This is a genomic window from Exiguobacterium artemiae (assembly GCF_033342815.1).
GTDB lineage: Bacteria > Bacillota > Bacilli > Exiguobacteriales > Exiguobacteriaceae > Exiguobacterium_A > Exiguobacterium_A artemiae_A.
Map to the genome: position 1 here is coordinate 1 of NZ_JAWPEN010000012.1, position 21,164 is coordinate 21,164.

Below are 21,164 nucleotides of genomic sequence, written 5' to 3' on the forward strand. Positions count from 1 at the left end.
CATTTCACTTCGCTTGAATATACGTTTTTGCCCATGCAAAAACACCTCCGATGCTAGTACTTTTTAAAAGTGTACCACTCCGAAGGTGTTTTATATTGTCTCAAAATTTTAGGTTAGCCCAGGAGATATAAGATCTCCCGTGGTTTTTTCTGTACATTAGATTATCGTTTGTTCACCGCACGAAGGATGAACGATACGATTAAGATTAAGATGATTGCACCAAGGATAGCTGGTACGATTGCGAAACCGGCAACTGACGGTCCCCAACTTCCGAAAAGAGCTTGTCCGATCATTGAACCAACGAAACCTGCGATAATGTTACCGATGATACCACCTGGTACATCTTTACCGAGAATAAGACTTGCTAACCAACCAATAATACCACCAACGATTAAAGCCCATAAGAATCCCATTTAAAACACTCCTTTTAGTTTTAGTAGTTTAAATTATTTGCGACGTACTGAACGAAGAATCAACGATACGATGAAGATTAAGATGATAGCACCGAGGATAGCCGGAATAATTGCGAATCCGCCGACGACAGGTCCCATTGTTCCAAAGATTGCTTGACCGATCATTGCTCCGACGAAACCAGCGACGATGTTACCGATGATACCACCCGGTACGTCTTTTCCGATGATGAGACTAGCTACCCATCCGATTAATCCACCAACGATTAAAGCCCATAAGAATCCCATTTAAAAACACTCCTCCAATAAAATTTACGTTCTAATTGTTATCTCAAAAAATTATTTACGACGTACTGAACGAAGAATCAGTGATACGATGAAGATTAAGATGATTGCACCTAAGATAGCTGGAATAATTGCGAATCCACCAACAACAGGACCCATTGTTCCAAAGATTGCTTGACCGATCATTGCTCCGACAAAACCAGCAACGATGTTACCGATGATACCGCCTGGTACGTCTTTCCCGATGATGAGACTAGCTATCCATCCGATTAATCCACCAACGATTAAAGCCCATAAGAACCCCATTCGGAACCCTCCTTTTCTTACTTTAGATTTACCTGTTTTCAGGCAGTTGTAAACACATTGAAAGATGAAAGCCTTTAAATAATCATTTCAACCAGTGAGGTAAAAACATTAAAATTAAAATGGCTAGACGATTATACCAGTTACCTCTCGAAGAAACTCGTATTTAAAATGCTACTTTCAATTTCTGTAAGTCGTTTTCATATATTGATGTAACGATTACACTTAGAGTAATTACCGTAAAAAGATGTATTCAAACCTTTTCTTAATAAAAAAATGACTCAAACTAGAAAAGTGAGAATGAATTGTCTAGGATGGTTAATGAAGGGAGTCGATGAGTGTGTTATTAAAAATAAATGATTTATCTGGGGGATATGGAGCAAAAAAAGTCCTCCATGACATTAATATATCGGTAAATCGAGGAGAGCTTGTTGGATTAATCGGTTTAAACGGTGCCGGTAAATCGACGACGATTAAACATATCCTTGGTTTGTTACCGGTCAAGTCAGGAGAAGTTCTGATCAACGGGGTCAGTTTAGAACAGGATGAACAAACATACCGGAAACAAGTCGCCTATATTCCGGAACAGCCGATGTTATATGAACAATTGACATTACGCGAACATTTGCGTTTGATGGCGCAAGGGTATGCCGTCGAGGAGAAGCAGGCGCAAGAACGAATGAATCATTACGCAGAACGGCTCCGGATGACCAAACAGCTGGAATGGTTTCCGAGTGTTTTTTCCAAAGGGATGAAACAAAAGGCGATGATTCTCTGTGCCCTGGTGACAGGCAGCGAGCTGCTGATCGTCGATGAACCGTTTGTTGGACTCGATCCACTTGCGATTCGGGAACTGCTGACGATTTTCAGTGAATTAAAAGCAGACGGGAAAGGAATCTTGATGTCGACCCATATTTTAGAGACGGCAGAACGTCATTGCAACCGGTTCATCTTGTTGCATGAAGGACGGATTGCAGCGGAGGGGACGACGGAAGATCTTCGAAATCGCTACGATTTGATGGACGGTTCCCTTGATGACATTTACGTCGCTGCCATCGAGGAGGCAGAACGATGACAAGTTCTGTTTTATGGCATACACGATACCAGGCTGCCATGGCGGAGATGACGAAGTATACCCGGTATATGGCGAACGGCGGATTGCTGTTTACGGTCTATTTCGTCGTCTTATACGGTCTTGTCGTGTACGGTCGATTTTTGGATCAGCTCGATCCATCGTTTCCGGGAAATCTGGTCATGGGCAGCTTGTTCATCTTGTTGGCGTTTTACCGCTCGACACGGACGTTTTTGACAGAGGCGGACCAAGTCTTCCTGCTTCCGAGTCTGCCGCACCTTGCAGGGTATATGAAGCGAATCAGGGTATATAACGCTCTGTTTGGTATGATCCGGGCAGTGATCCCGTTTCTCGCGGTTGCTGTATTATATGTGCGGACAGAAGAGACTTCACCCATCGGATTGTTCATTCTGTTTGTGGCCTTAAGCATGATTGGTGCCGCAGCTAATTTATCAAAACTTGAAGGGGTTGGTCATCGGCTAGTCCTCTTATACGCAACCGGTGCCGGAATTCTTGTTATGCTCGGAATGGGTTCATTCAGCATCGTAGTGACGAGTCTTTTGTTGTTGACGCTCCATTTGAAGAAACAGGAGCAGTTGCCGTTAATGGACTGGATTGCGTTAGAACAGGAATCACGTGATCGTTTTTACCGGATTGCGAACTGGTTTGTTGATGTACCACGCCTGTCGACGACATACAAACGGCGCCGGCTGTTGAGCCATCTCGTCGAAAAAATCGGATTCGACCGGAAGCGGACGTTTGATTACCTGTACATGAAACAATTTATTCGAAGTACGGACGGAATCGGTTTAATCGTTCGTTTGACACTAATCGGCGCCGTCTTCATGTGGCTCGGGAAAGACAATGAATGGTTAGTAGTGCTTGCCATACCCGCCTTCAGTGGATTAACCAGCTTTCAATTGGCACCGTTCACCCGGGCCATCGATTCCCATCTGTTGACCCGCCTGTTGCCGTTTGGAGACGCTACGGCGTCAAAACGGAAAGTCCTCCGAATCACTTCATTTTTACAAGTGGTGGTTTTAACGGGAATCGGATATGTGATCAGCGGTTTTCCGACTGTTATCGCAGGCGCTGTTTTAGCACTCGTGATCGCTGAATATTATGCGAGGAAAAAATAACCGTAGAATCAAAGACAAAACACCCCTTTGCCGTCACGGCGAAGGGGTGTTTGACGGTAAAATTCAGTTGACCTTTTCAGTCGATTCTTCTTCATACGTAGGATGCAACTCTTTGCTGACCGGTGCAGGGAGGTCATAAGAAGCTTGTCCATGCTCGGCAACGTCCAGTCCACGGAGTTCATCTTCACGCGTAATCCGGAGACCGATTGTCACATCGAGTAACTTGAGGAAGACATAACTTAGGACACTGACGACGACGACGGCAAAGACGACGCCGAGTGCTTGCACCCCAAGTTGTGTAAAACCGCCGCCGTAAAACAATCCGGCTTGTCCGATGCCCGTAATTTCAACAAGTCTCGGTGAAGCGAAGAATCCGGTAGCGAGTGTCCCCCAAATCCCGGCCACACCATGCACGGAGAAAGCACACAATGGATCATCGACGCGACGGGCAAGCAGGATACTGGTTCCGTACGTGATGACACCTGCGAGGAAACCGATTACGACGGCTCCCCATGGTTCGACGAAGGCACAAGCGGCTGTGATGGCGACGAGAGCAGCCAGGACGCCATTGATGATCGACGGGATATCTGCGACCCGACGGTGCCAGAAAGAAATGGCGAGTGCACCAAGCGCACCGGCAGCGGTCGCAAGTAAAGTCGTCAAGGCGACATAACTGAAGAATCCGTCAGCAATCGTTAACGTCGAGCCGGCATTGAATCCGAACCAACATAACCAAAGGATGAACGCACCGACAACGGAGTAGATGACGTTATGGCCAAGTAACGGCGTTTTTTCTGCTCCGATCCGCTTTTTCAAGATTAAAGCAGCGACGAGAGCGGCAATCCCACCTTGTAAGTGGACGACGGTCGAACCGGCGAAGTCTTGCATCCCGAGAGAACCGAGGAAACCGCCGGCCCAGACGGAACGGGCGATGATTGGATAGATAATGGCGACGAAAAATGTTCCGAACAATAGATAGACAGAAAGTTTTGCGCGTTCCGCAAAACCGCCCCAAGCGATGGCGAGAGATACGGCAACAAACGATAGTTGGAAAAGGAATTTAACATCGATGGTTACATTTGACCAGTCAAGACTCGAAAATCCTCCTTGAAGGAAAAATCCTTCTGTTCCAATCAAACTAGGACCATCACCAAACGTCAGACCGAATCCGATTGCCCAAAAAGCAAGGGCGGCAACGGAGAAGCTGATTAATTGCTTAACCGCGACGTGCCCGGCATTCTTCGCCCGTAACATGCCTGTTTCAAGTAATAAAAATCCAATCTGCATCGTAAAGACGAGTAACGTAGCGAATAAGACATAAAACGTATCAACCGAGACTAACATTTCTTCTAAGTTCATCGTCGTTCCTCCTTTATCAATTTAAAGTATGTGTTTACTTTAGACGGAAATCCTTTCCAAGAAACGTCTTGTGTCAGAAAATCTGACATGGTATTTTGAAGGAAAGGAGTGACGAAGATGAACTACCGGGAGAAGAAGGTGATGACGATTGGGATTGTCTGTGAATTGACCGGGTTATCAGAACGTCAAATTCGTTACTATGAAGAACGGAAATTGATTTTTCCGGAGCGGACGAACGGAAAAACAAGAAAATACTCATTTACAGACATTGAACGATTGGTAGAAGTTGCGGAAAAGATCGAAGATGGGTGGCGGACACACGAAATCCGTGAAAAGGAACGGAAAGTAACGGAACAACAACGTTCGGATTTAATTCGAGGACAGTTGAATGCTGCCTTCGGACTTTACAAGAAACGGTGAACATTTGATGAACGGGTAACAGAACTGTAATTTTGTAAACGATTTATTGGCACACCGTTCTGAATTTCAGATATAATGTTTCTGTGTTCACAAACTTATCGTGCGTTATTTTGGGGCGTTAGAACGAGTAAAAGGGGTAGTTATGATGAAAAACTTTAATGATACATTTTTGCGGGCCATTCGTGGCGAAGAAGTAAGCCATGTACCGGTCTGGTATATGCGGCAAGCAGGTCGGTATCAAGCCGAGTATCGTGAAATCAAGAAGACACGGACACTTTTTGAGATTACACATGATCCTGAGTTGTGCGCCTATGTGACAGAACTGCCGGTCAAACAATTGGGAGTCGACGCGGCGATCCTCTATAAGGATATTATGACGCCGTTGCCTTCAATGGGTGTTGACGTCGAGATCAAAAGCGGCATCGGTCCTGTCATTGCTAATCCAATCCGGACAATGGATGATGTTCAAGCGCTCCAAACCTTTAAAAAAGAAGATATTCCCTACATTTTCGAGACGATTAAATTATTACGCGAACGTCTTGAAGTACCGTTGATCGGTTTTTCGGGAGCACCGTTTACATTAGCGAGCTATATGATCGAAGGCGGACCGTCAAAAGGGTATCATAAGACGAAAGCATTGATGTATGGTCACCCTGATGTCTGGCATGCTTTAATGGAAAAACTCGGAGACATGGTCATCGATTATATCAAAGCGCAAGTCGATGCCGGTATCCAGGCGTTTCAAATCTTCGATTCGTGGGTCGGTACGACGAGTCGCAACGATTATGTCCTTTACATCAAACCGACGATGGAACGTATTTTCACGGAATTAAAAGAAACAGGCGTTCCGATGATCATGTTTGGTGTCGGAGCAAGTCACTTGGCAGAAGAATGGCATGACCTTCCGCTCGACGTCGTCGGACTCGACTGGCGTTTGTCGGTAGACGCGGCACGCGAACGCGGATTGACGAAAACCTTGCAGGGGAATCTTGATCCATCTTATCTGCTTGCTCCATGGGAGATTCTTGAAGCTAAAACAAAAGAAATCCTTGATATGGGCATGAAACGCCCTGGTTTCATCTTTAACTTAGGGCACGGCATCTTCCCGGAAGTGGATCCGGAAGTCTTAAAACGTCTCACTGCATATATCCATGATTACTCGAAAGAAAAAATGGAGGTAGCGAAATGAAAACACTAGGATTACTCGTCATGGCGTATGGTACGCCTTACAAACCGGAAGACATTGAACGGTACTACACACATATTCGCCGTGGGCGGAAACCGTCTCCAGAAGCATTGGCTGAACTGACAGAACGGTATGAAGCAATCGGTGGTGTTTCACCACTGGCACAAGTCACGATTGATCAGGCGGAAGAACTGCACCGCCAACTGACTGAAAAATATGCAGGCGAAATCGAATTCAAACTGTATCTCGGTCTGAAGCATATCGAACCGTTCGTCGAAGACGCCGTGGAACAAATGGCGAAAGACGGGATCACGGAAGCGGTCACGGTTGTACTGGCACCACACTACTCGACGTTCAGCATCCGTTCATACAACGGTCGTGCAAAAGAAGTAGCAGACAAACACGGCATCCATTTAGCTTCTGTTGAGTCATGGTACAAAGAAGAAGCTTTCATCGACTGGTGGGGAACGGAAATCCGGAAAACATTTGATGCGTTACCGGTACCGGAAGATAAAGCAGTCCTTGTCGTCTCAGCCCACAGTTTACCGGAAAAAATCATTGCGAACGGTGACCCATACCCGGAACAATTAAAAGAGACAGCAGATTTGATTGCGGCCCGCGCCGGTGTCAAGCATATGATCACAGGCTGGCAGTCAGCTGGCCAAACGCCAGAACCTTGGCTCGGACCAGATGTACAAGACTTGACGCGTGACGTCTATGAAGCAGAAGGATACGAAGCATTCGTCTACGTTCCGGTCGGATTCGTCGCCGATCACTTGGAAGTCCTGTTCGACAATGATTATGAGTGTAAAGTCGTCTGTGACGAACTCGGCATCCATTACGCACGTCCAATCATGCCGAACGCAGATCCTGCCTTCATGAAAGCGGTCACTGAGGCTGTTTCAAAACAGGTCGGCAGTTATGTCAAGTAAACGTCTCGTCATCGTCGGCGGTGGTATTACTGGTCTTGCCGCTGCCTATTACGCAGAACGTGCCTTTCCCGATTTGAACATTACATTGCTTGAAGCCGGAGAACGTCTTGGCGGGAAGGTCGCGACGTACCGGGAAGACGGTTTTACGATTGAGCGTGGACCGGATTCTTACGTCGCCCGCAAACACATTTTGACGGATTTGATTGAAGCAATCGGACTTGGTGAAAAACTGGTCCGAAACAATACATCCCAAGCGTTCATTTTGGATACGGGTGGCCTTCATCCGATTCCGAAAGGCGCTGTCATGGGCATTCCGACGGATCTTGACTTGTTCCGGCAAACGACGTTACTGACAGAAGAGGAGAAACAGGAAGTCGCAGACTTGCTGTTGCATCCGTCTGACAGTCTGAGGATTCCGGAACAGGACATTCCGCTCGGTGAATATTTGCGTCCGCGGCTCGGTGATGCATTAGTTGAAAAACTGATTGAACCGTTGCTGTCCGGAATTTATGCCGGCAACATCGATCAGATGAGTACGTTTGCGACCTATCCGCAGTTCGTCGCGAATGAACAAAAAGCCGGCTCGTTATTTGAAGGAATGCGTCTGATGCGTCCGCTCGATCAATTGCCGCAAACTCCCCAGACAACAATTAAGGCAACGGGACAGTTCTTATCGCTTGAAACAGGACTCGAATCGTTGATTGAACGGTTGGAAGAGGTGCTCGAACGGTCAGAAATTCGTCTCGAAACCCCATTACTGGCGATCTCACGTGAAGATGGACGATACCGGCTGAAAACGGACCACGGTCCAGAGTACGCCGATTATGTCCTCTTGACGATTCCGCATCCGCAAGTCGTTCAACTGTTACCGGATGCTCATTTACCGGAACTTGAGCAGTTAACGACCCACTCGACGGCAACGGTGACGATGATTTTTGATCAACAGGAGTCGCTGCCGATTGAAGGAACAGGTTTTGTCGTCAATCGACGGGCACCGTACTCGATTACGGCCTGTACGGCGATTGATCAAAAATGGAATCATTCGGCTCCCGATCACACGGTCCTTCGGGCATTTGTCGGACGACCGGGGAATGACCATCTGGTTCATGAATCAGATGAGGTATTGCAACAGGCCGTGCTTCAGGACTTGGAAAAGATCTGTGGTCGGACGTTAGAACCGAAGCAGGTCATCATCAGCCGTTTGATGGATGGTCTTCCTGCTTACACCGTCGGTCATGCTGACCGGATTCAGCGTGTCCGGGAAGAAGTGTTGGCACAATACCCAGGCATTTATCTCGCTGGTCTTGCCTATGACGGGGTCGGATTGCCGGATTGTGTAGCCAGTGCGAAAACAATGATTGAATTGATTGAACTCGAACAATCCCATACGGATGAATCCGTCAACAAATCATAATCAGTTTCTCCAGTGTATGAAACTCCACTAGTTTAGGAGTTTCATACACTTTTTTGTTTTATCTGTAGTGAAAATAAGGAATACCTTATACATTCGATTGAAAAAGGCGACAGGTGAAAAAAAGGAGGGAATCCAGTGCTTGACGTGTTGAGTACGATGCTCGTCATATTGGCCTACGGCTTGATTATCGTAAATGTATTGGCGGTCATCACCGTCATTTTTTTAGAGCGGCGGGATGTCGGCGCAACGTGGGCGTGGGTCTTGATTTTATATTTTGTTCCGCTAGTCGGGTTCCTGATTTACTTATTTTTTGGACGTCTTTTGAAAAAAACGAATTTTTATCACGTCGAACAAACAGAGCAACAAGAGCAGACGCGACGTGTTGCTCTGCAACTGACTGAGCTCGACAAGCATGAGACACAACAGCGTCATCCAGCAATCATCCGGTACGATCAATTGATCCGGATGAATTTGACATCAAATGATGCGTTGCTCAGCTTTAAAAATGATGTCGTGATTTTATCGGACGGTGAACAAAAATTCAATCGAATGATGACCGATATTTTAAACGCGGAACACGAAATCAACATCCAGTATTACATCATTCAAAAGGATTCACTGGGACAGGCCTTGATTGCCGCTTTGACGAACAAAGCGAAACAGGGAATCAAAGTCCGGTTACTGTATGATGCGGTCGGATCCCGCGATTTAAAACGATCCGACTTTAAGGAATTAATGAAACATGACGGAGAAGTGTACGCCTTTTTCCCGCCGACAATCGGTTTGATCAATTTCCGTCTCAACAACCGGAACCATCGGAAGTCCTGTATCGTCGATGGGAAGATTGGTTATATCGGCGGTTTTAACGTCGGAACAGAGTATTTGGGAATCGATGAAAAATTCGGCTACTGGCGCGACACGCATTTCCGGTTGGAGGGAGAGGTCGTTCACGATCAACTGGACCGATTCATCTTGGATTGGAACCAGGCCAGCGACAACTATACGCCTAAAAATACTTTTTATTATGGCGCCCACTCGGTTGAACAGGAATTGCCGATGCAGATTGTGACGTCCGGACCGGATTCGAAAACGGAACATCTCAAGAATCTGCTGATTAAAATGATTTCATCCGCGAAACACTCGATTTATATCCAGTCACCTTATTTCATCCCGGATACGAGTTATATGGACGCTTGTAAGATGGCATTGCTGTCGGGTGTGGAAATCCGAATCATGATTCCGAACAAACCGGATCATCCGTTTGTTTACTGGGCGACGACAGCAGCAGCCGGAGAACTGATTGATTACGGAGCGAAAATCTATACGTATGAACCTGGATTTCTTCATGCCAAAACGATTGTCGTCGATCGGGAAATCGCTTCCGTCGGAACGACGAATATCGATGCCCGGAGCTTCCGATTGAATTTTGAGATGAACTCAATCGTTTACGACCGGCATGTTGCTGAAGAATTAGCCCGTTTGTTCGAAGCAGATTGTCTTGTCTGTGAGCAGCTGACCGCTGAAAAATATGCGGAACGATCCCGGTTCGTTAAGTTTAAAGAAAGTATTTCCCGCTTGCTGTCACCGATTCTTTGACGGGAATCAAATGGGTCACAACAGGAATATCATCTTGAAAATGGTATAGTAAAATGGAAAAAGATAAAGGAGAGTGAACGTTTTGGCAAAAGCAATCAAATTATTGATCTCAGACATGGATGGTACGGTGTTATCCAGCAAACAGAAAATAGAACCGGAAACGATTGCGGCAATTGAAGCTGCAAAAGAACAAGGCGTTGATTTTGCGATTGCAACAGGACGAAATTACTTAAATGCAAAAGAATTGACGGACGAGGCGGGCATTACGTGTCCGATCATCGCTTCTAACGGGGCACGTGTGTTGACTGCTGACGGTGAAGAACTGAGTGCAACGACACTGACGACTGAACAGGCGCAACAAATCTACGGCATCATCAGTCAGTATGAAGTTTTCTTCGAGATGTTTTGTGATAAAGGACTGGTCACAGCGCAAGGAGCGACGATTGACGCCGCTTATGATTCGCTGAAAGAAATGAGTCAGGAAAGTGACCGGGCCAAAAATGTCCTGGAATTTTTCCATGACCGGTATTATGTCAACGAAGATGTCAAAATGATTGACGGTTTCCGCTCTTTCATCCGCAACCAGACCAAACAAGTCTTTAAATTCATTTCTTTCTCATTTGATCAGGAGTTGATGAAGAAAATTTGGGAAGAAATCGAACAAAAAGTGGAGGGTGTATACGTGACATCATCCGGGCATGACAATATCGAAGTCATGGCACTCGGTGCCGACAAAGGAACGGCGGTCAAAACGTTGGCAAACCACCTAGGTTTCTCAATCGACGAAGTGGCGGTCATTGGCGATAACTTAAACGATGTTCCGATGTTTAAAGTAGCCGGTATGGCCATTGCGATGGGGAATGGTCACGAGGACGCCAAAGCAGCGGCTCATCAAGTGACGAAAACCAATAATGAGAATGGTGTCGGTTATGCGATTCGTCAGTTGGCCGACGGATCATGGACATGAAATGAGAGGGGCAACCGACAGTGTTCAAAGCGTTTAAAGAGTTTGCATTTCGCGGAAATGTCATCGACCTGGCAGTAGGGGTCATCTTGGGGGCGGCTTTCAGCGGTATCATCAAGTCGCTGGTCGACAGCATCTTCATGCCGTTGATCGGGATCATCATTGGTGGAATTGATGTCAAAGGATTGTCGGTCGAGGTCGGAAATGCTAATTTGTTATACGGTCAATTCCTGCAAGCAAGCATCGAGTTTATCCTGATTGCGTTTGCGTTATTTTTATTCGTTAAAGGCATCAATGCTTTTCGCCGGAAAGAGGAGACGACAGAAGAAGTCGCAGCTCCGACGACGGAAGAAAAACTGCTCACGGAAATCCGTGATGCATTGGTCCGTCAACAGGATGAACGGATGAAATGAATAATCAAAGACGCACTTACTCCGGAACATGATCCGGATGGTAAGTGCGCCTTTTTTTATAAAATCGTTAACAGATGATTTTCAGAACAGACTTGAAGGGACAGTTGTTTATCGATGCCTTTATCGAATTGAATCTCAAGAACATCGTCCATCAAATGGACAATCGTTCCGTCGCCAAACGATTTATGACGAATCCGCATATTTTTCTCGACTTGAAGAAGTGGCCCGGCAGGTTTTTCATTCAAACGCGAAGCATAGCGGGCTTCTTTTTGTGTTTTTTGATCCGGATTAAGAATATGGCGGATATTTGCGATGAATAAGGATTCCTCGACCGGCTTTGACTTATACCGGTAAGACAACAGATGAAGATCATGCCGTGCGCGTGTCATTCCGACATAAAACAGGCGGACGGCTTCTTCCATTTCTTCGAGTTGTCCGTCTTTGTAAGATTTAATATTATCCGACGATGGAAGCACACCGTTGATTAAATCGATCATAAAGACACGATCGAACTCGAGTCCTTTGGCACTGTGAAAAGTCGATAAGGTGACGGCATTTTGCTGTTTGTTCGACTTCGCTTGACGCATGAGTTGTTCGAGGTGCACAATCCGCTCTTTAAAGGCAAGGGAAGTCGGAAGATCACTTGCGACATTTTCAATCGTATTGAGCATCTCGAGTAAAAAATCAATGCTGAATCCAAGGCTGTCACTCATTTTTTTTAGATTTTTTTCATAACCGAGTTCATTGCGAATCAGTGCCAAAGCAGCAGCCGGACGGGCGGTTTGAATAGCAGCAAAGACGGATTTAATGGTTTTTAACTGTTTTTTTTGATAAAACTTCATCTCGACATGTTGAAGCAGCAAATCAAAGACGTTTTCGCCGTTCTGCAATTCATAAAGACGCTGTAATTGAACTTTTGAGATGTACCCTGCAAATTTCGTATGAATTTGCGCCAAAATCTTAACATCAGAAGGATCGTTTGCTAGTTCGATAAAATGTAAGACATCCTTTAAAACCCAATGGCTAAAGAATTTGTGATCGACGTCCTTGATGTAAAAAGGAATTCCGGCTAAATCAAGTGCATTCATGATGTTGATGGATGATGAGTTGTTGCGGTACAAAATCGCTACCTCTTTGAAATTCGTTTCCTCGCGTAATTGGCGAATGACATACCGTGTTTGGTCTTCGTAAGCGGGTAACGTCTCAACCGTGATGGCACGCGAAGAAGGATTCTCTGTATACATCTTTTTCGGATAACGGACCTTATTCCGCTGGATGAACCGATTGGCAGTCTCAACAATCTCTTTTGAAGAACGATAGTTTTGTTCCATGTACAATACAGTCGCGTCGGGATACGTATCCTTAAAGTGGATGATTTTTGATACATCAGCGCCACGCCAACTGTACAGCGTCTGGTCATCATCGGCGACGACACAAAGGTTGTTGTGAGGCAGAGCCAGTTTTTCGACGAGTTGATGCTGCACGAGAGAAGTATCCTGACTTTCGTCCGTTAAAATATATTCGAAGCGCCGTTGATATGAGGCGAGTAATGCCGCATCCTCCGAAAGGATCGTATTGGCATACGTCAGCATATCATCGAAGTCCATCAGTGGATGGAGCGGATCCCGCAACTTAAATTGTTCATAAGCGGAGTAAATCTCCGGAAAATGTTTAATGGTTGTCTTTAATGTTTCAATGTCCTTCGTTGCCAATAAACGGTTTTTAACGAAGGAAATCATACGCAGTAATTCATCCATCTGATCTTCCGTAATGACACTCCGGTTGATTTCCTGGAAAATCCGGCGAAGAATCATCCGCTTATGCAACGGCTGCTCCGGACGATGTGTTGCCGTTTTTTCAATGGCGCCTTCGATGATCGTATACTGAAGGCGATGTGTGGACGCATAATCACGGACGACTTGGAAAGCAAAACTGTGGATAGTCGAGAAAGAAGCCGTTGTTCCGATTAAATGATGAAACCAGTCATGAAAGCGTTCTGCCATCTCATAAGCAGCAGCTTTGCTGAAAGTTAATCCCAGGATGGACCGGGGATTCACCTTTTTCTCAAGGATCAAATAGGCAATTTTAAAATTTAATGTTGTCGTTTTTCCTGAACCCGGGGAAGCGAGTAATAAGAGCGGACCTTGATCGTGCTCAATCGCTTGGCGTTGGACCGCATTTAATTTGGTTCCGGTTTCGATCTCCATCCGTTCGAAAAAGTCTGGGGACATCGGTTTATTCACCTCTTACCTTTATATACTCAATTTTCTTTTCTTAGTTTAGCATTTTCAGTCGGACAATTGATTAAGTCTACACAAGAAGTGGAATATAAGTAAAGATAAAATCTTTTACACGAACGTTCCTGAAGCATTGGCTAAAACATCTAGAACATGTAAAATGGAAATAGATGTAAGGGGAGTGTTGTGTCTCCTTGACTAATGGAAGGCGGAAAAAGTATGTCTCAAGTAAAGCTGTTTATGTATACCAACGAACACTATGAACAATGTGATGCGTTTATTCTTCCGGAGGAACAAATCCAATTTACGACTTTTCCGACCGAGGTCGTGTCGGAAGCATTAAGCAATCCAGACAAGTTTCCGGTCGTCATTAAAAAAGAAACGGAAGTCGTCGGATTTTTCATCCTGCATTTAAATCCTCCGAAAACCCACCGGACGGATGAACGCAGTGTCCTGTTGCGGGCTTTTTCGATTGATGCCAGACACCAACAGCAAGGATATGCCAAAGAAGCGATGATGCAACTTCCTGCCTTCGTAAACGAACATTTTCCGGAAGTAACGGCGATTACGTTAGCGGTCAACAAAAAGAATATCGCAGCAAAATCTTTGTACTTCAAAACAGGTTATGTCGATACCTTGCAATCTGTCATCGGTCCGATCGGCGAACAACACATATTAGCCTTTGATCTTCAAAAAGAGACGGCTCCGCAATAAAAAACACATTCCTCAGCTGATTGTCTGTGAGGAATGTGTTTTTTTGTCGTGAAGATCATGGTCGATGATTTACAGGCTGTAAATCGCCAGATGCGCCGTCGCGTCACCGGTCAGAACGATGCCTTGGCTCGTCGTCTTCGGGAAAATCCGGGCGGAAGCCACGGCCTCCCCGTCATTTAGAAAAACTTCGACGGATGAACGATCGACGAACACGCGTAAAGTATGCAATGGTTCAGTCAGTGTGATCGAACGGGTCGTCCCATAGTCGAGTGCCGGTACTTCTGCACCTGACGATGCACGGTCCATTGTGAATCGTTTTGTTTGTTGATCGTATCGCAGAACCGTTTGTTCCTGGTCACTGACCCGGAGCTTCACCTCTAATTGATCAGAAGAAAGCTGCAACTGAGACAGTTCGAGCTCGAAAATTTCTGCTTGTGCAGGCAGGAGTTGATCTACCAATTCCAGTTCCTGTTCATATAACGTTTCTTTCCGGAGGGATGTCAGTTCCTGGGCGGGTTTTTGACGCAATCGCTGATTTTCGAGTGTCAGTTCTCGCGGTAACGTCAAACCGTGTGCCCAGTTATAGCGGTCACTTGGATACGAGATGTCAGGTAGTCCCATCCAGCCGACAAGAATCCGGCGTCCGTCTGCTGCGAGTGTCGTTTGCGGAGCATAAAAATCAAATCCGAAATCCAGTTCAACAAAATCTTCATGTTGGAAAGTGAGTTCCGGCAGGGCGAGTGGTTGTCCCAACAAGTATCCGGATTGGAAGATATTTTGATACCGGTCGTCCTCAGGGGAAATCCCTTGCGGACTGAACAATAAGAGTCCTTTTCCGTCGAGTTCAAAATAATCAGGGCACTCCCACATATAACCGAATTGATCATATTCGGTTTTAAGTTCACCCATCAACGTCCAGTTTTCCGCATCCTTTGACTGGTACATGACCGTACAGCCGCTTAAATCATCGCGTTGAGCTCCGATGATGCAATACCATGTATCATGATGCTGAAATACTTTAGGGTCCCGGAAGTGTTCGGTATAGCCGGTTGGAACATCCGGAATAGCGGGAGGCAGATGCTTTTCAATCCGACCGTCCGAACGAAGATGGCCGACGATTTGACTCGTGTGGCGATTCCATTCGGCATCCCGTTTGTTTCCTGTATACATAATATGGACCTGATCATTTTTGACGAAACCACTTCCGGAGTAAGCACCATGTGAATCAGGATCGTCGTTCGGAATAAGGGCTGCCCCCTCATCGAACCAATGCACTAAATCCTTTGAAGTCATATGGTACCAATACTTCAATCCGTGGACAGGGCCAAGCGGAAACCATTGATAAAAGAGGTGGTACGTCCCTTTGTGATAGACAAACCCGTTCGGATCGTTCAATAAACCGGTTGGAGGTTGAATGTGGAAAGAAAACCGCCAAGGTGAGTTCCGTACTTCTTCTTTCATGAGTTGATACACTTCCGGTGCAAGATCGGAAAGCGGGCGATAACGTGCTTCGCGTGTCCACTGATTCATGTTGTCAGCTCCTTGTTGTAAGTAGTTGGGGATTGCTTCTTCTATGCGTTCACATTACGGAGAAGCGATGATCTTGTCAATAACGTCTCTTAGTGATGGAAGGTCAAGCATCCTTTGCCCTGGTGTTTTGAATCGTACAAGGCAATATCCGCGCGGTGAATGACCTGTTCGATCGATTCTTCCGCCGAACGGATGGCGACGCCGATACTGGCTCCAATCAATAACGTTTGTTGATTCAGAAGATAGGGATAAGAAAGTGTATGGATGATGTCTTTTCCATACCGGTCGATCTCTTCTGTCGGAATCGACTCATTCAAGACAATTAAAAACTCATCGCCACCAAGCCGTGCTGCAAGACCTTCATAACGTAAGGACTTTTGAAGACGGTCGGCGACTTCGATTAACAATAAATCACCCATGGCATGACCATACTGGTCGTTGACAGCTTTGAAGCCGTCTAAATCCAGATACAGATAAATCTGATCATGCGTTTTACGGGACAGCCCATCCAAATAATCAGATAGACCATACCGGTTCGGCAGACCGGTCAAAGCATCGTGAAGGGCGAGTGACTCATACGTTGTCCGTTCTTGCTCGGTATGGGTTAATTTCGTCGTTAGTTCGCGTAACGCGACGGACAATACTTCAATCTCACGAATCCCGGTATGTGCCGGAATCGATTTGGATCGATCGTGCTGCATAGCTTCTGCTGCCAGTGTGATTTTCTTTAAGGGGCGGGTCAACAGTCTGGCTACGAACCAACCGATGATGGCCGTCAGCAGAGAAGCAATCAATCCGGCAATCAAGATGTAATTTCTCAGAGTGCTTGCGTCTGAAAAGGCAACTTGGCTCGGTTGGCGAACAAGAACGGTCCAGCCGAGCCCGTCGTAGTTTTTATACCCTTTACTTTGGGCGACCCCGGTTAAGTATTCTTGATCATTTTCCCAGTCGGAGATCCGGTATCCTTTTTGATTTCCGGCTAACCAGGAAGACGGTAAGTTTTTTCCGCGCCACTGCTTTGGACCGAGAAGGACAGTTCGATTTTGTTTGCTGACGATGAAAAATTCAACGTCTTTAATTTGCGCCGTAGAACTTTGGAAACTTTGTTCGATTTCCTTGGCCCACTCAAAGCTGAGATGAGTGGCGAGAACACCAGTCATTTTTCCGTTCGTGAACAACGGTGTGCTGATATCAACGAATTGCAACGGTTCGCCGCTCGGATTAGGGAGCAATTTGGCCAGTAAAACCGCATCGTGTACATCTCCGACGAATGGCTTTTTTTGTGCTTCCTGAAAGACAGGGCGCGCTTTGATTGATTGGCCTTCTAATACTTTTCCCGTTGAAGCAATGACTTGCCCATCGGGATTCATCACACCAATCCATGAAAAATCAGGAATTTGTTGTTGCAACTGTTCCAGCGTATTCCGTGTTTCAGCCGGATTTTTCCCGTCCTGAATCGTTGGTAAAGTCCGTAAGACATTGACTTCGGCAGTACGGGACCACATGTAGTGATCGAGTTTATCGGATAATTGATAAGCTGTGGCGGACAAAGTTGTTCCTACTTCATCCTTTAGGCGGTCTGTTGCACGATTACTGATTAAAAATGTCAGAGAAAGTGTCATGACGAAAAAAAGACCAGCAATCAACAAAGCGAGTAAGACATCAAAACGGATAGAAAATTTCTTCATAAATAAACTCCAATTCCATTAATGAGATAAACAGGATTCTTCTCATTATTTTAGCATATGATCATCGAATGATTTCATTTTGATGAAAACTTCGACGGGGTGATTGTGACTGGATATTCCGTTAAATAATCGATTGCCTGATTGGACATTTTTTTGTCATAGGAACAAATTGAAACGGCATTGGTTTCCTTCGCTTACCTGGGGTAATGGATAACCCTAAGTATACAAGTTTAAACTGGAAACGGATTACATAATTGTAAGGATAGGAACTTTTTTATTCGATATCACGTACACTGAAGTAAGAACAACAGCAAGAGGAGGAAAAATGATGCTGAAAATCGAGCACGTATCAAAACGTCTAGGCAAAGAGCAGATTTTAAAGGATGTCAGCTTTGAAGTGGCACCTGGAGAAGTGTTTGGATTTCTTGGACCAAACGGGGCCGGGAAGACGACGACCATCCGAATCATAACAGGGCTACTCGAGCAAGATGAGGGAACGGTCACCGTCAATGGATTCGACGTCGTCCATGAACGCTCAAAAGCTTTGACACAAATCGGAGCGATCGTTGAGAATCCGGCTTTCTACACATATATGACAGGCAAACAAAATCTGGTTCATGCAAAGAACCTGATTCCGGGTTTGAGTCAGGTTGACTATGAGGCATTAGCGAAACTCGTTGGGCTTGAAGGAAAACTGTCTAAAAAAGTCGGAGAATATTCACTAGGAATGAAACAGCGTCTTGGAATTGCCCGCGCCTTGTTACATAATCCACGGGTGCTGATTTTAGATGAGCCGACGAACGGACTTGATCCGGCAGGAATTGCGGAACTGCGTGAATATCTTCGGACGATGGCCCGCGAGCAAAATATTGCGATTCTGATTTCCAGTCATATGTTAGGTGAGATGGAACAGATCAGTGACCGCTATGCGATCATCGATCAAGGTGTCATCAAATCGGTCGAGTCTGTCCGGAATGAGACCGGAGCCAAAATTATGATCCGTGTTCCGGAAATTAATGTACTTGATGTCATTGAAGCATTACGGATCGCTAACTATCCGGCCGAGCGCTTAAACGATCACATCATTATCACGGCACCTGAAACCGAGACACCGGCCATCGCCCGATTAATCGTCCCGATTGCTGATTTACATGAACTGACTGTGAAACGAATGACACTCGAAGAACAATTCTTGCAAGTGACGAAAAAAGAGGGGGATTCACATGCTTTCGCTCATACAAAATGAATGGATGAAATGGTGGACGATGAAAAAATCGAAAATCGTCCTGGCGCTATACGTTCTGATTGCCGTCGGAGTCGTCATTGTCGCGAAAATGAATGATGCTGACCTTACACGCAGTGACTACTATATGCTCATGACGATTATTCTGTTCAATCTGCTTGGTATCATTACGATTGTTTTCACGGCGGAGACGGTCGGGAATGAAGTCCGCTATGATACGATGAAACATTTGCTGATGAGTCCGTATTCGCGGATGACGATTTATTTCTCGAAACTGTTGTTTTCGATTTTAATCATGCTCGGTCAATTTATTTTCATCGTTATCATTACGTACGCCGCCTCGTTTGCATTTTCTGAAGCCGGTGATGGTATCCAGTGGCGCGATACCGTCTTCTCACTCGTCACCCCAGTCTTTACGATTTTCATGACTTTATTCTTCTCGCTGGTCTTCCGCTCTGTCGGTATGATCATCGGTTTTACCGTGCTGGCTCAGTTCTTTACATCGATTGCCGGAACAGTGTTACTTGCCTTTAAACCGGAAATCGCGAAATGGATTGTGTTGATGCATCTGGACTGGTCTATGTATTTCAAAGGCGCGTTGACGTACGGAACAGCAGAACCTATGGGAACGACGCTGACGTTTTCCGTCCTCTTCGTTCTGGCACACATCTTGGTGTTATTCGGCGGATCGATCCTGATTTTCCAAAAAAAATCATATCTTTAAAATTGAAAAAATCCTGTCCGTACTGTGATATTCACATTACGGACAGGATTTTTTCGTCAGGTGACACGACGGGTGATCGGAAATGTTTTTTGGAAAAATTCAATCAGGGGACCGTTTAGAAGGAGGAAGACAAACGTTCCGACGCCAATTCCGATCAATTCGTGTTCGACAAGCGATAAGATGCTGGCAATCAAAAAAGGAATCGCCAGGCTGACCGTTGCACCGATGGATGTACTTTTGAACCGGCTGATCAATGATTTCATCAAATAGTCGGGCGGCATCAGGACAAATCCGATTTGCAAGTAAAGCGCCAGTCCAAGCGAAATCAACGGCATCCCGATAATCATATACAAAATACGTGCCCACAAGGCGACCGGTGTATAGAGGAGCTGGTGGATCGACAAAAAGAAATCAATCGCCGTTCCGAACAGAACGACAAGGGAAAAACTAAGTAAAATCGTCCACCAACTGAACCGGCTCCCAAGCAGCAGAGCACTGGCGAGCGCAAAAACATGCAGGACGACGATGGCCAGTCCGACGGTCAACGGCGAAATACGGGCCAACGCTTCACTGGCAGATGTCCAGGGGGCACTCCCGATGGCCGCGGTGACCATGAAGCTGTTACCAAGGGCGTTAATCAAAATTGAAAATAAATAAATGATGATTCTTTTTTGTTGACTCATGCGAGGCACAGAGAAACTTTCCCCTATGCTTCTCACCTCCATTTCAAATCAGTATCGTTAAGCTATACCCTAATTTAATCGTTCTTTTCATTTGTTTTCATAAAAAGAGGATTGCGAAAAACATTGCCGAGACGACATACTAAGGACAAATCAAAGAAATGGGGACGCGATATGACGTACTTTGGTCAAAAAATTCTGCCGTCTGTCAGAAAGTTAGAAGACTTTGAAAAAATGTTGAAAAGTCCTTATGAATACGGTGTACTGCTTGAGATGCATGTTTCGCGCTTAAAGGCCGTCTATGAATTGGCACACCGGTATGACAAAAAAATGTTTTTGCACATGGATTTGGTCCAGGGGTTAAAAAATGATGAATATGCGACCGAATACGTCTGTCAGGAATTAAAGCCGTATGGTGTCATTTCGACGAAAGCCAGTGTGATCGTAAAAGCCCGTCAAAAAAAGGTCAAGACGATGCAACGGATGTTTTTACTTGATTCCAGCTCGCTTGAAAAAAGTTATCAGCTGATGGAGCGGACGCAACCTGATTATATCGAAGTATTACCGGGATTGATGCCGAAATACATTGAAGAAGTGAAACGAAAAACCGGCAAACTCGTATTCGCCGGTGGATTGATTGATACCGTCGAGGAAGTGGAACAGGCGATTGCAGCAGGAGCCTCGAGTATTACGACCTCGAATAAAGAGTTGTGGAAATACTTTGAACCAAACAAATGAAAACGCTATGACAAAGATCACGTAAATCGTTTGACAGCGTTTTCATCGATTGTTATAGTGAAAACAAGTTGATACGAAGTGACGGAGAAACAGGAGATTCACGCTTTCACGCTTTTT

The 21,164-nt window shown here is 45.6% G+C and carries 21 protein-coding genes; 13 read left to right on the top strand and 8 right to left on the bottom strand.

Features of this window, described 5'->3' with window-relative positions:
• Positions 1–161 precede the first annotated feature (161 nt).
• From R7V76_RS11530 to R7V76_RS11540, 3 genes are read right to left on the bottom strand one after another with little or no spacing between them, the layout of a single operon-like run.
• Positions 162–413 (bottom strand): GlsB/YeaQ/YmgE family stress response membrane protein, encoded by a 252-nt coding sequence (locus tag R7V76_RS11530; protein WP_026833750.1) that lies wholly within the window; start codon positions 411–413, stop codon positions 162–164.
• Between the two features lie 33 nt (positions 414–446).
• Positions 447–698, bottom strand: coding sequence for a GlsB/YeaQ/YmgE family stress response membrane protein (locus R7V76_RS11535; protein ID WP_026833749.1), 252 nt, complete (start codon positions 696–698; stop codon positions 447–449).
• Between the two features lie 51 nt (positions 699–749).
• Entirely contained in the window at positions 750–1,001 is a 252-nt protein-coding gene (locus tag R7V76_RS11540) for a GlsB/YeaQ/YmgE family stress response membrane protein (protein ID WP_318092593.1), read from the bottom strand.
• A 331-nt stretch (positions 1,002–1,332) separates the two neighbouring features.
• On the opposite strand from R7V76_RS11540, the gene R7V76_RS11545 reads away from it, so the two are divergent.
• Both R7V76_RS11545 and R7V76_RS11550 read left to right on the top strand, forming a co-directional pair.
• On the top strand, positions 1,333–2,073 hold the full coding sequence (locus R7V76_RS11545) for an ABC transporter ATP-binding protein (RefSeq protein WP_318092594.1): 741 nt from the start codon (positions 1,333–1,335) through the stop codon (positions 2,071–2,073).
• Positions 2,070–3,209 (top strand): ABC transporter permease, encoded by a 1,140-nt coding sequence (locus R7V76_RS11550; protein ID WP_318092596.1) that lies wholly within the window; start codon positions 2,070–2,072, stop codon positions 3,207–3,209. The genes R7V76_RS11545 and R7V76_RS11550 overlap by 4 nt, the downstream gene beginning before the upstream one ends.
• Positions 3,210–3,272: 63 nt before the next feature.
• Here R7V76_RS11550 and R7V76_RS11555 read toward each other — a convergent pair whose 3' ends face one another.
• Positions 3,273–4,568: an ammonium transporter gene (locus tag R7V76_RS11555; RefSeq protein ID WP_318092598.1), complete on the bottom strand. Its 1,296-nt coding sequence runs from the start codon at positions 4,566–4,568 to the stop codon at positions 3,273–3,275.
• Positions 4,569–4,685: 117 nt separating this feature from the next.
• Here R7V76_RS11555 and R7V76_RS11560 point away from each other — a divergent pair, with 117 nt between their 5' ends.
• The 7 genes from R7V76_RS11560 to mscL all read left to right on the top strand — a co-directional run bounded on the left by R7V76_RS11560 (position 4,686) and on the right by mscL (position 11,493).
• Positions 4,686–4,988, top strand: coding sequence for a MerR family transcriptional regulator (locus R7V76_RS11560; protein ID WP_012369603.1), 303 nt, complete (start codon positions 4,686–4,688; stop codon positions 4,986–4,988).
• A gap of 142 nt (positions 4,989–5,130) precedes the next feature.
• A complete protein-coding gene (hemE, locus tag R7V76_RS11565) occupies positions 5,131–6,177 on the top strand; it encodes a uroporphyrinogen decarboxylase (RefSeq protein ID WP_012369604.1) in 1,047 nt (348 codons plus the stop codon).
• Entirely contained in the window at positions 6,174–7,106 is a 933-nt protein-coding gene (hemH, locus tag R7V76_RS11570) for a ferrochelatase (RefSeq protein WP_214765673.1), read from the top strand. The genes hemE and hemH overlap by 4 nt, the downstream gene beginning before the upstream one ends.
• Positions 7,096–8,520: a protoporphyrinogen oxidase gene (gene hemG, locus R7V76_RS11575; RefSeq protein WP_318092601.1), complete on the top strand. Its 1,425-nt coding sequence runs from the start codon at positions 7,096–7,098 to the stop codon at positions 8,518–8,520. Before hemH ends, hemG begins: the two co-directional genes overlap by 11 nt.
• A gap of 135 nt (positions 8,521–8,655) precedes the next feature.
• Entirely contained in the window at positions 8,656–10,116 is a 1,461-nt protein-coding gene (gene cls, locus R7V76_RS11580) for a cardiolipin synthase (protein ID WP_318092602.1), read from the top strand.
• A 73-nt stretch (positions 10,117–10,189) separates the two neighbouring features.
• Positions 10,190–11,083 (top strand): Cof-type HAD-IIB family hydrolase, encoded by an 894-nt coding sequence (locus R7V76_RS11585; protein ID WP_318092603.1) that lies wholly within the window; start codon positions 10,190–10,192, stop codon positions 11,081–11,083.
• A gap of 20 nt (positions 11,084–11,103) precedes the next feature.
• Positions 11,104–11,493 carry a large-conductance mechanosensitive channel protein MscL gene (mscL, locus tag R7V76_RS11590; protein ID WP_318092604.1) on the top strand — a complete coding sequence of 130 codons (390 nt, stop codon included), beginning with the start codon at positions 11,104–11,106 and terminating at the stop codon, positions 11,491–11,493.
• A 56-nt stretch (positions 11,494–11,549) separates the two neighbouring features.
• Here the strand turns inward: mscL and R7V76_RS11595 are convergent, their stop codons facing one another.
• Positions 11,550–13,724 carry an ATP-dependent helicase gene (locus R7V76_RS11595; protein WP_318092606.1) on the bottom strand — a complete coding sequence of 725 codons (2,175 nt, stop codon included), beginning with the start codon at positions 13,722–13,724 and terminating at the stop codon, positions 11,550–11,552.
• Between the two features lie 225 nt (positions 13,725–13,949).
• Between R7V76_RS11595 and R7V76_RS11600 the strand changes: the two genes are divergently transcribed.
• Complete coding sequence (locus R7V76_RS11600) at positions 13,950–14,444, top strand: GNAT family N-acetyltransferase (protein WP_318092608.1); 495 nt, start codon at positions 13,950–13,952, stop codon at positions 14,442–14,444.
• A gap of 69 nt (positions 14,445–14,513) precedes the next feature.
• Here R7V76_RS11600 and R7V76_RS11605 read toward each other — a convergent pair whose 3' ends face one another.
• The gene (locus R7V76_RS11605) at positions 14,514–15,974 is read right to left on the bottom strand and encodes a sucrose-6-phosphate hydrolase (protein ID WP_318092610.1); all 1,461 of its coding nucleotides are present in this window, start codon (positions 15,972–15,974) and stop codon (positions 14,514–14,516) included.
• An 89-nt stretch (positions 15,975–16,063) separates the two neighbouring features.
• The gene (locus R7V76_RS11610; protein WP_318092611.1) at positions 16,064–17,662 is read right to left on the bottom strand and encodes a sensor domain-containing diguanylate cyclase; all 1,599 of its coding nucleotides are present in this window, start codon (positions 17,660–17,662) and stop codon (positions 16,064–16,066) included.
• A 328-nt stretch (positions 17,663–17,990) separates the two neighbouring features.
• On the opposite strand from R7V76_RS11610, the gene R7V76_RS11615 reads away from it, so the two are divergent.
• Positions 17,991–18,908 carry an ABC transporter ATP-binding protein gene (locus tag R7V76_RS11615; protein WP_318092613.1) on the top strand — a complete coding sequence of 306 codons (918 nt, stop codon included), beginning with the start codon at positions 17,991–17,993 and terminating at the stop codon, positions 18,906–18,908.
• A complete protein-coding gene (locus tag R7V76_RS11620) occupies positions 18,886–19,629 on the top strand; it encodes an ABC transporter permease (RefSeq protein WP_318092615.1) in 744 nt (247 codons plus the stop codon). Before R7V76_RS11615 ends, R7V76_RS11620 begins: the two co-directional genes overlap by 23 nt.
• A gap of 56 nt (positions 19,630–19,685) precedes the next feature.
• Here R7V76_RS11620 and R7V76_RS11625 read toward each other — a convergent pair whose 3' ends face one another.
• On the bottom strand, positions 19,686–20,312 hold the full coding sequence (locus tag R7V76_RS11625; RefSeq protein WP_214765734.1) for a YczE/YyaS/YitT family protein: 627 nt from the start codon (positions 20,310–20,312) through the stop codon (positions 19,686–19,688).
• A gap of 171 nt (positions 20,313–20,483) precedes the next feature.
• Here R7V76_RS11625 and R7V76_RS11630 point away from each other — a divergent pair, with 171 nt between their 5' ends.
• Positions 20,484–21,047, top strand: a complete 564-nt coding sequence (locus tag R7V76_RS11630; RefSeq protein ID WP_214765647.1) for a glycerol-3-phosphate responsive antiterminator — start codon at positions 20,484–20,486, stop codon at positions 21,045–21,047.
• The last annotated feature ends 117 nt before the right edge of the window (positions 21,048–21,164 follow it).

Bases quoted from the DNA above. Each gene is read 5' to 3' on its own strand.
- R7V76_RS11615 (WP_318092613.1), top strand. From the start codon at position 17,991: ATGCTGAAAATCGAGCACGTATCAAAACGTCTAGGCAAAGAGCAGATT.
- R7V76_RS11620 (WP_318092615.1), top strand. From the start codon at position 18,886: ATGCTTTCGCTCATACAAAATGAATGGATGAAATGGTGGACGATGAAA.
- R7V76_RS11535 (WP_026833749.1), bottom strand. From the start codon at position 698: ATGGGATTCTTATGGGCTTTAATCGTTGGTGGATTAATCGGATGGGTA.
- R7V76_RS11600 (WP_318092608.1), top strand. From the start codon at position 13,950: ATGTCTCAAGTAAAGCTGTTTATGTATACCAACGAACACTATGAACAA.
- R7V76_RS11625 (WP_214765734.1), bottom strand. From the start codon at position 20,312: ATGAGTCAACAAAAAAGAATCATCATTTATTTATTTTCAATTTTGATT.
- R7V76_RS11605 (WP_318092610.1), bottom strand. From the start codon at position 15,974: ATGAATCAGTGGACACGCGAAGCACGTTATCGCCCGCTTTCCGATCTT.
- R7V76_RS11630 (WP_214765647.1), top strand. From the start codon at position 20,484: ATGACGTACTTTGGTCAAAAAATTCTGCCGTCTGTCAGAAAGTTAGAA.
- R7V76_RS11550 (WP_318092596.1), top strand. From the start codon at position 2,070: ATGACAAGTTCTGTTTTATGGCATACACGATACCAGGCTGCCATGGCG.
- hemE (WP_012369604.1), top strand. From the start codon at position 5,131: ATGATGAAAAACTTTAATGATACATTTTTGCGGGCCATTCGTGGCGAA.
- R7V76_RS11595 (WP_318092606.1), bottom strand. From the start codon at position 13,724: ATGTCCCCAGACTTTTTCGAACGGATGGAGATCGAAACCGGAACCAAA.
- R7V76_RS11540 (WP_318092593.1), bottom strand. From the start codon at position 1,001: ATGGGGTTCTTATGGGCTTTAATCGTTGGTGGATTAATCGGATGGATA.
- R7V76_RS11555 (WP_318092598.1), bottom strand. From the start codon at position 4,568: ATGAACTTAGAAGAAATGTTAGTCTCGGTTGATACGTTTTATGTCTTA.
- R7V76_RS11610 (WP_318092611.1), bottom strand. From the start codon at position 17,662: ATGAAGAAATTTTCTATCCGTTTTGATGTCTTACTCGCTTTGTTGATT.
- hemH (WP_214765673.1), top strand. From the start codon at position 6,174: ATGAAAACACTAGGATTACTCGTCATGGCGTATGGTACGCCTTACAAA.
- R7V76_RS11530 (WP_026833750.1), bottom strand. From the start codon at position 413: ATGGGATTCTTATGGGCTTTAATCGTTGGTGGTATTATTGGTTGGTTA.
- R7V76_RS11545 (WP_318092594.1), top strand. From the start codon at position 1,333: ATGAGTGTGTTATTAAAAATAAATGATTTATCTGGGGGATATGGAGCA.
- hemG (WP_318092601.1), top strand. From the start codon at position 7,096: ATGTCAAGTAAACGTCTCGTCATCGTCGGCGGTGGTATTACTGGTCTT.
- R7V76_RS11560 (WP_012369603.1), top strand. From the start codon at position 4,686: ATGAACTACCGGGAGAAGAAGGTGATGACGATTGGGATTGTCTGTGAA.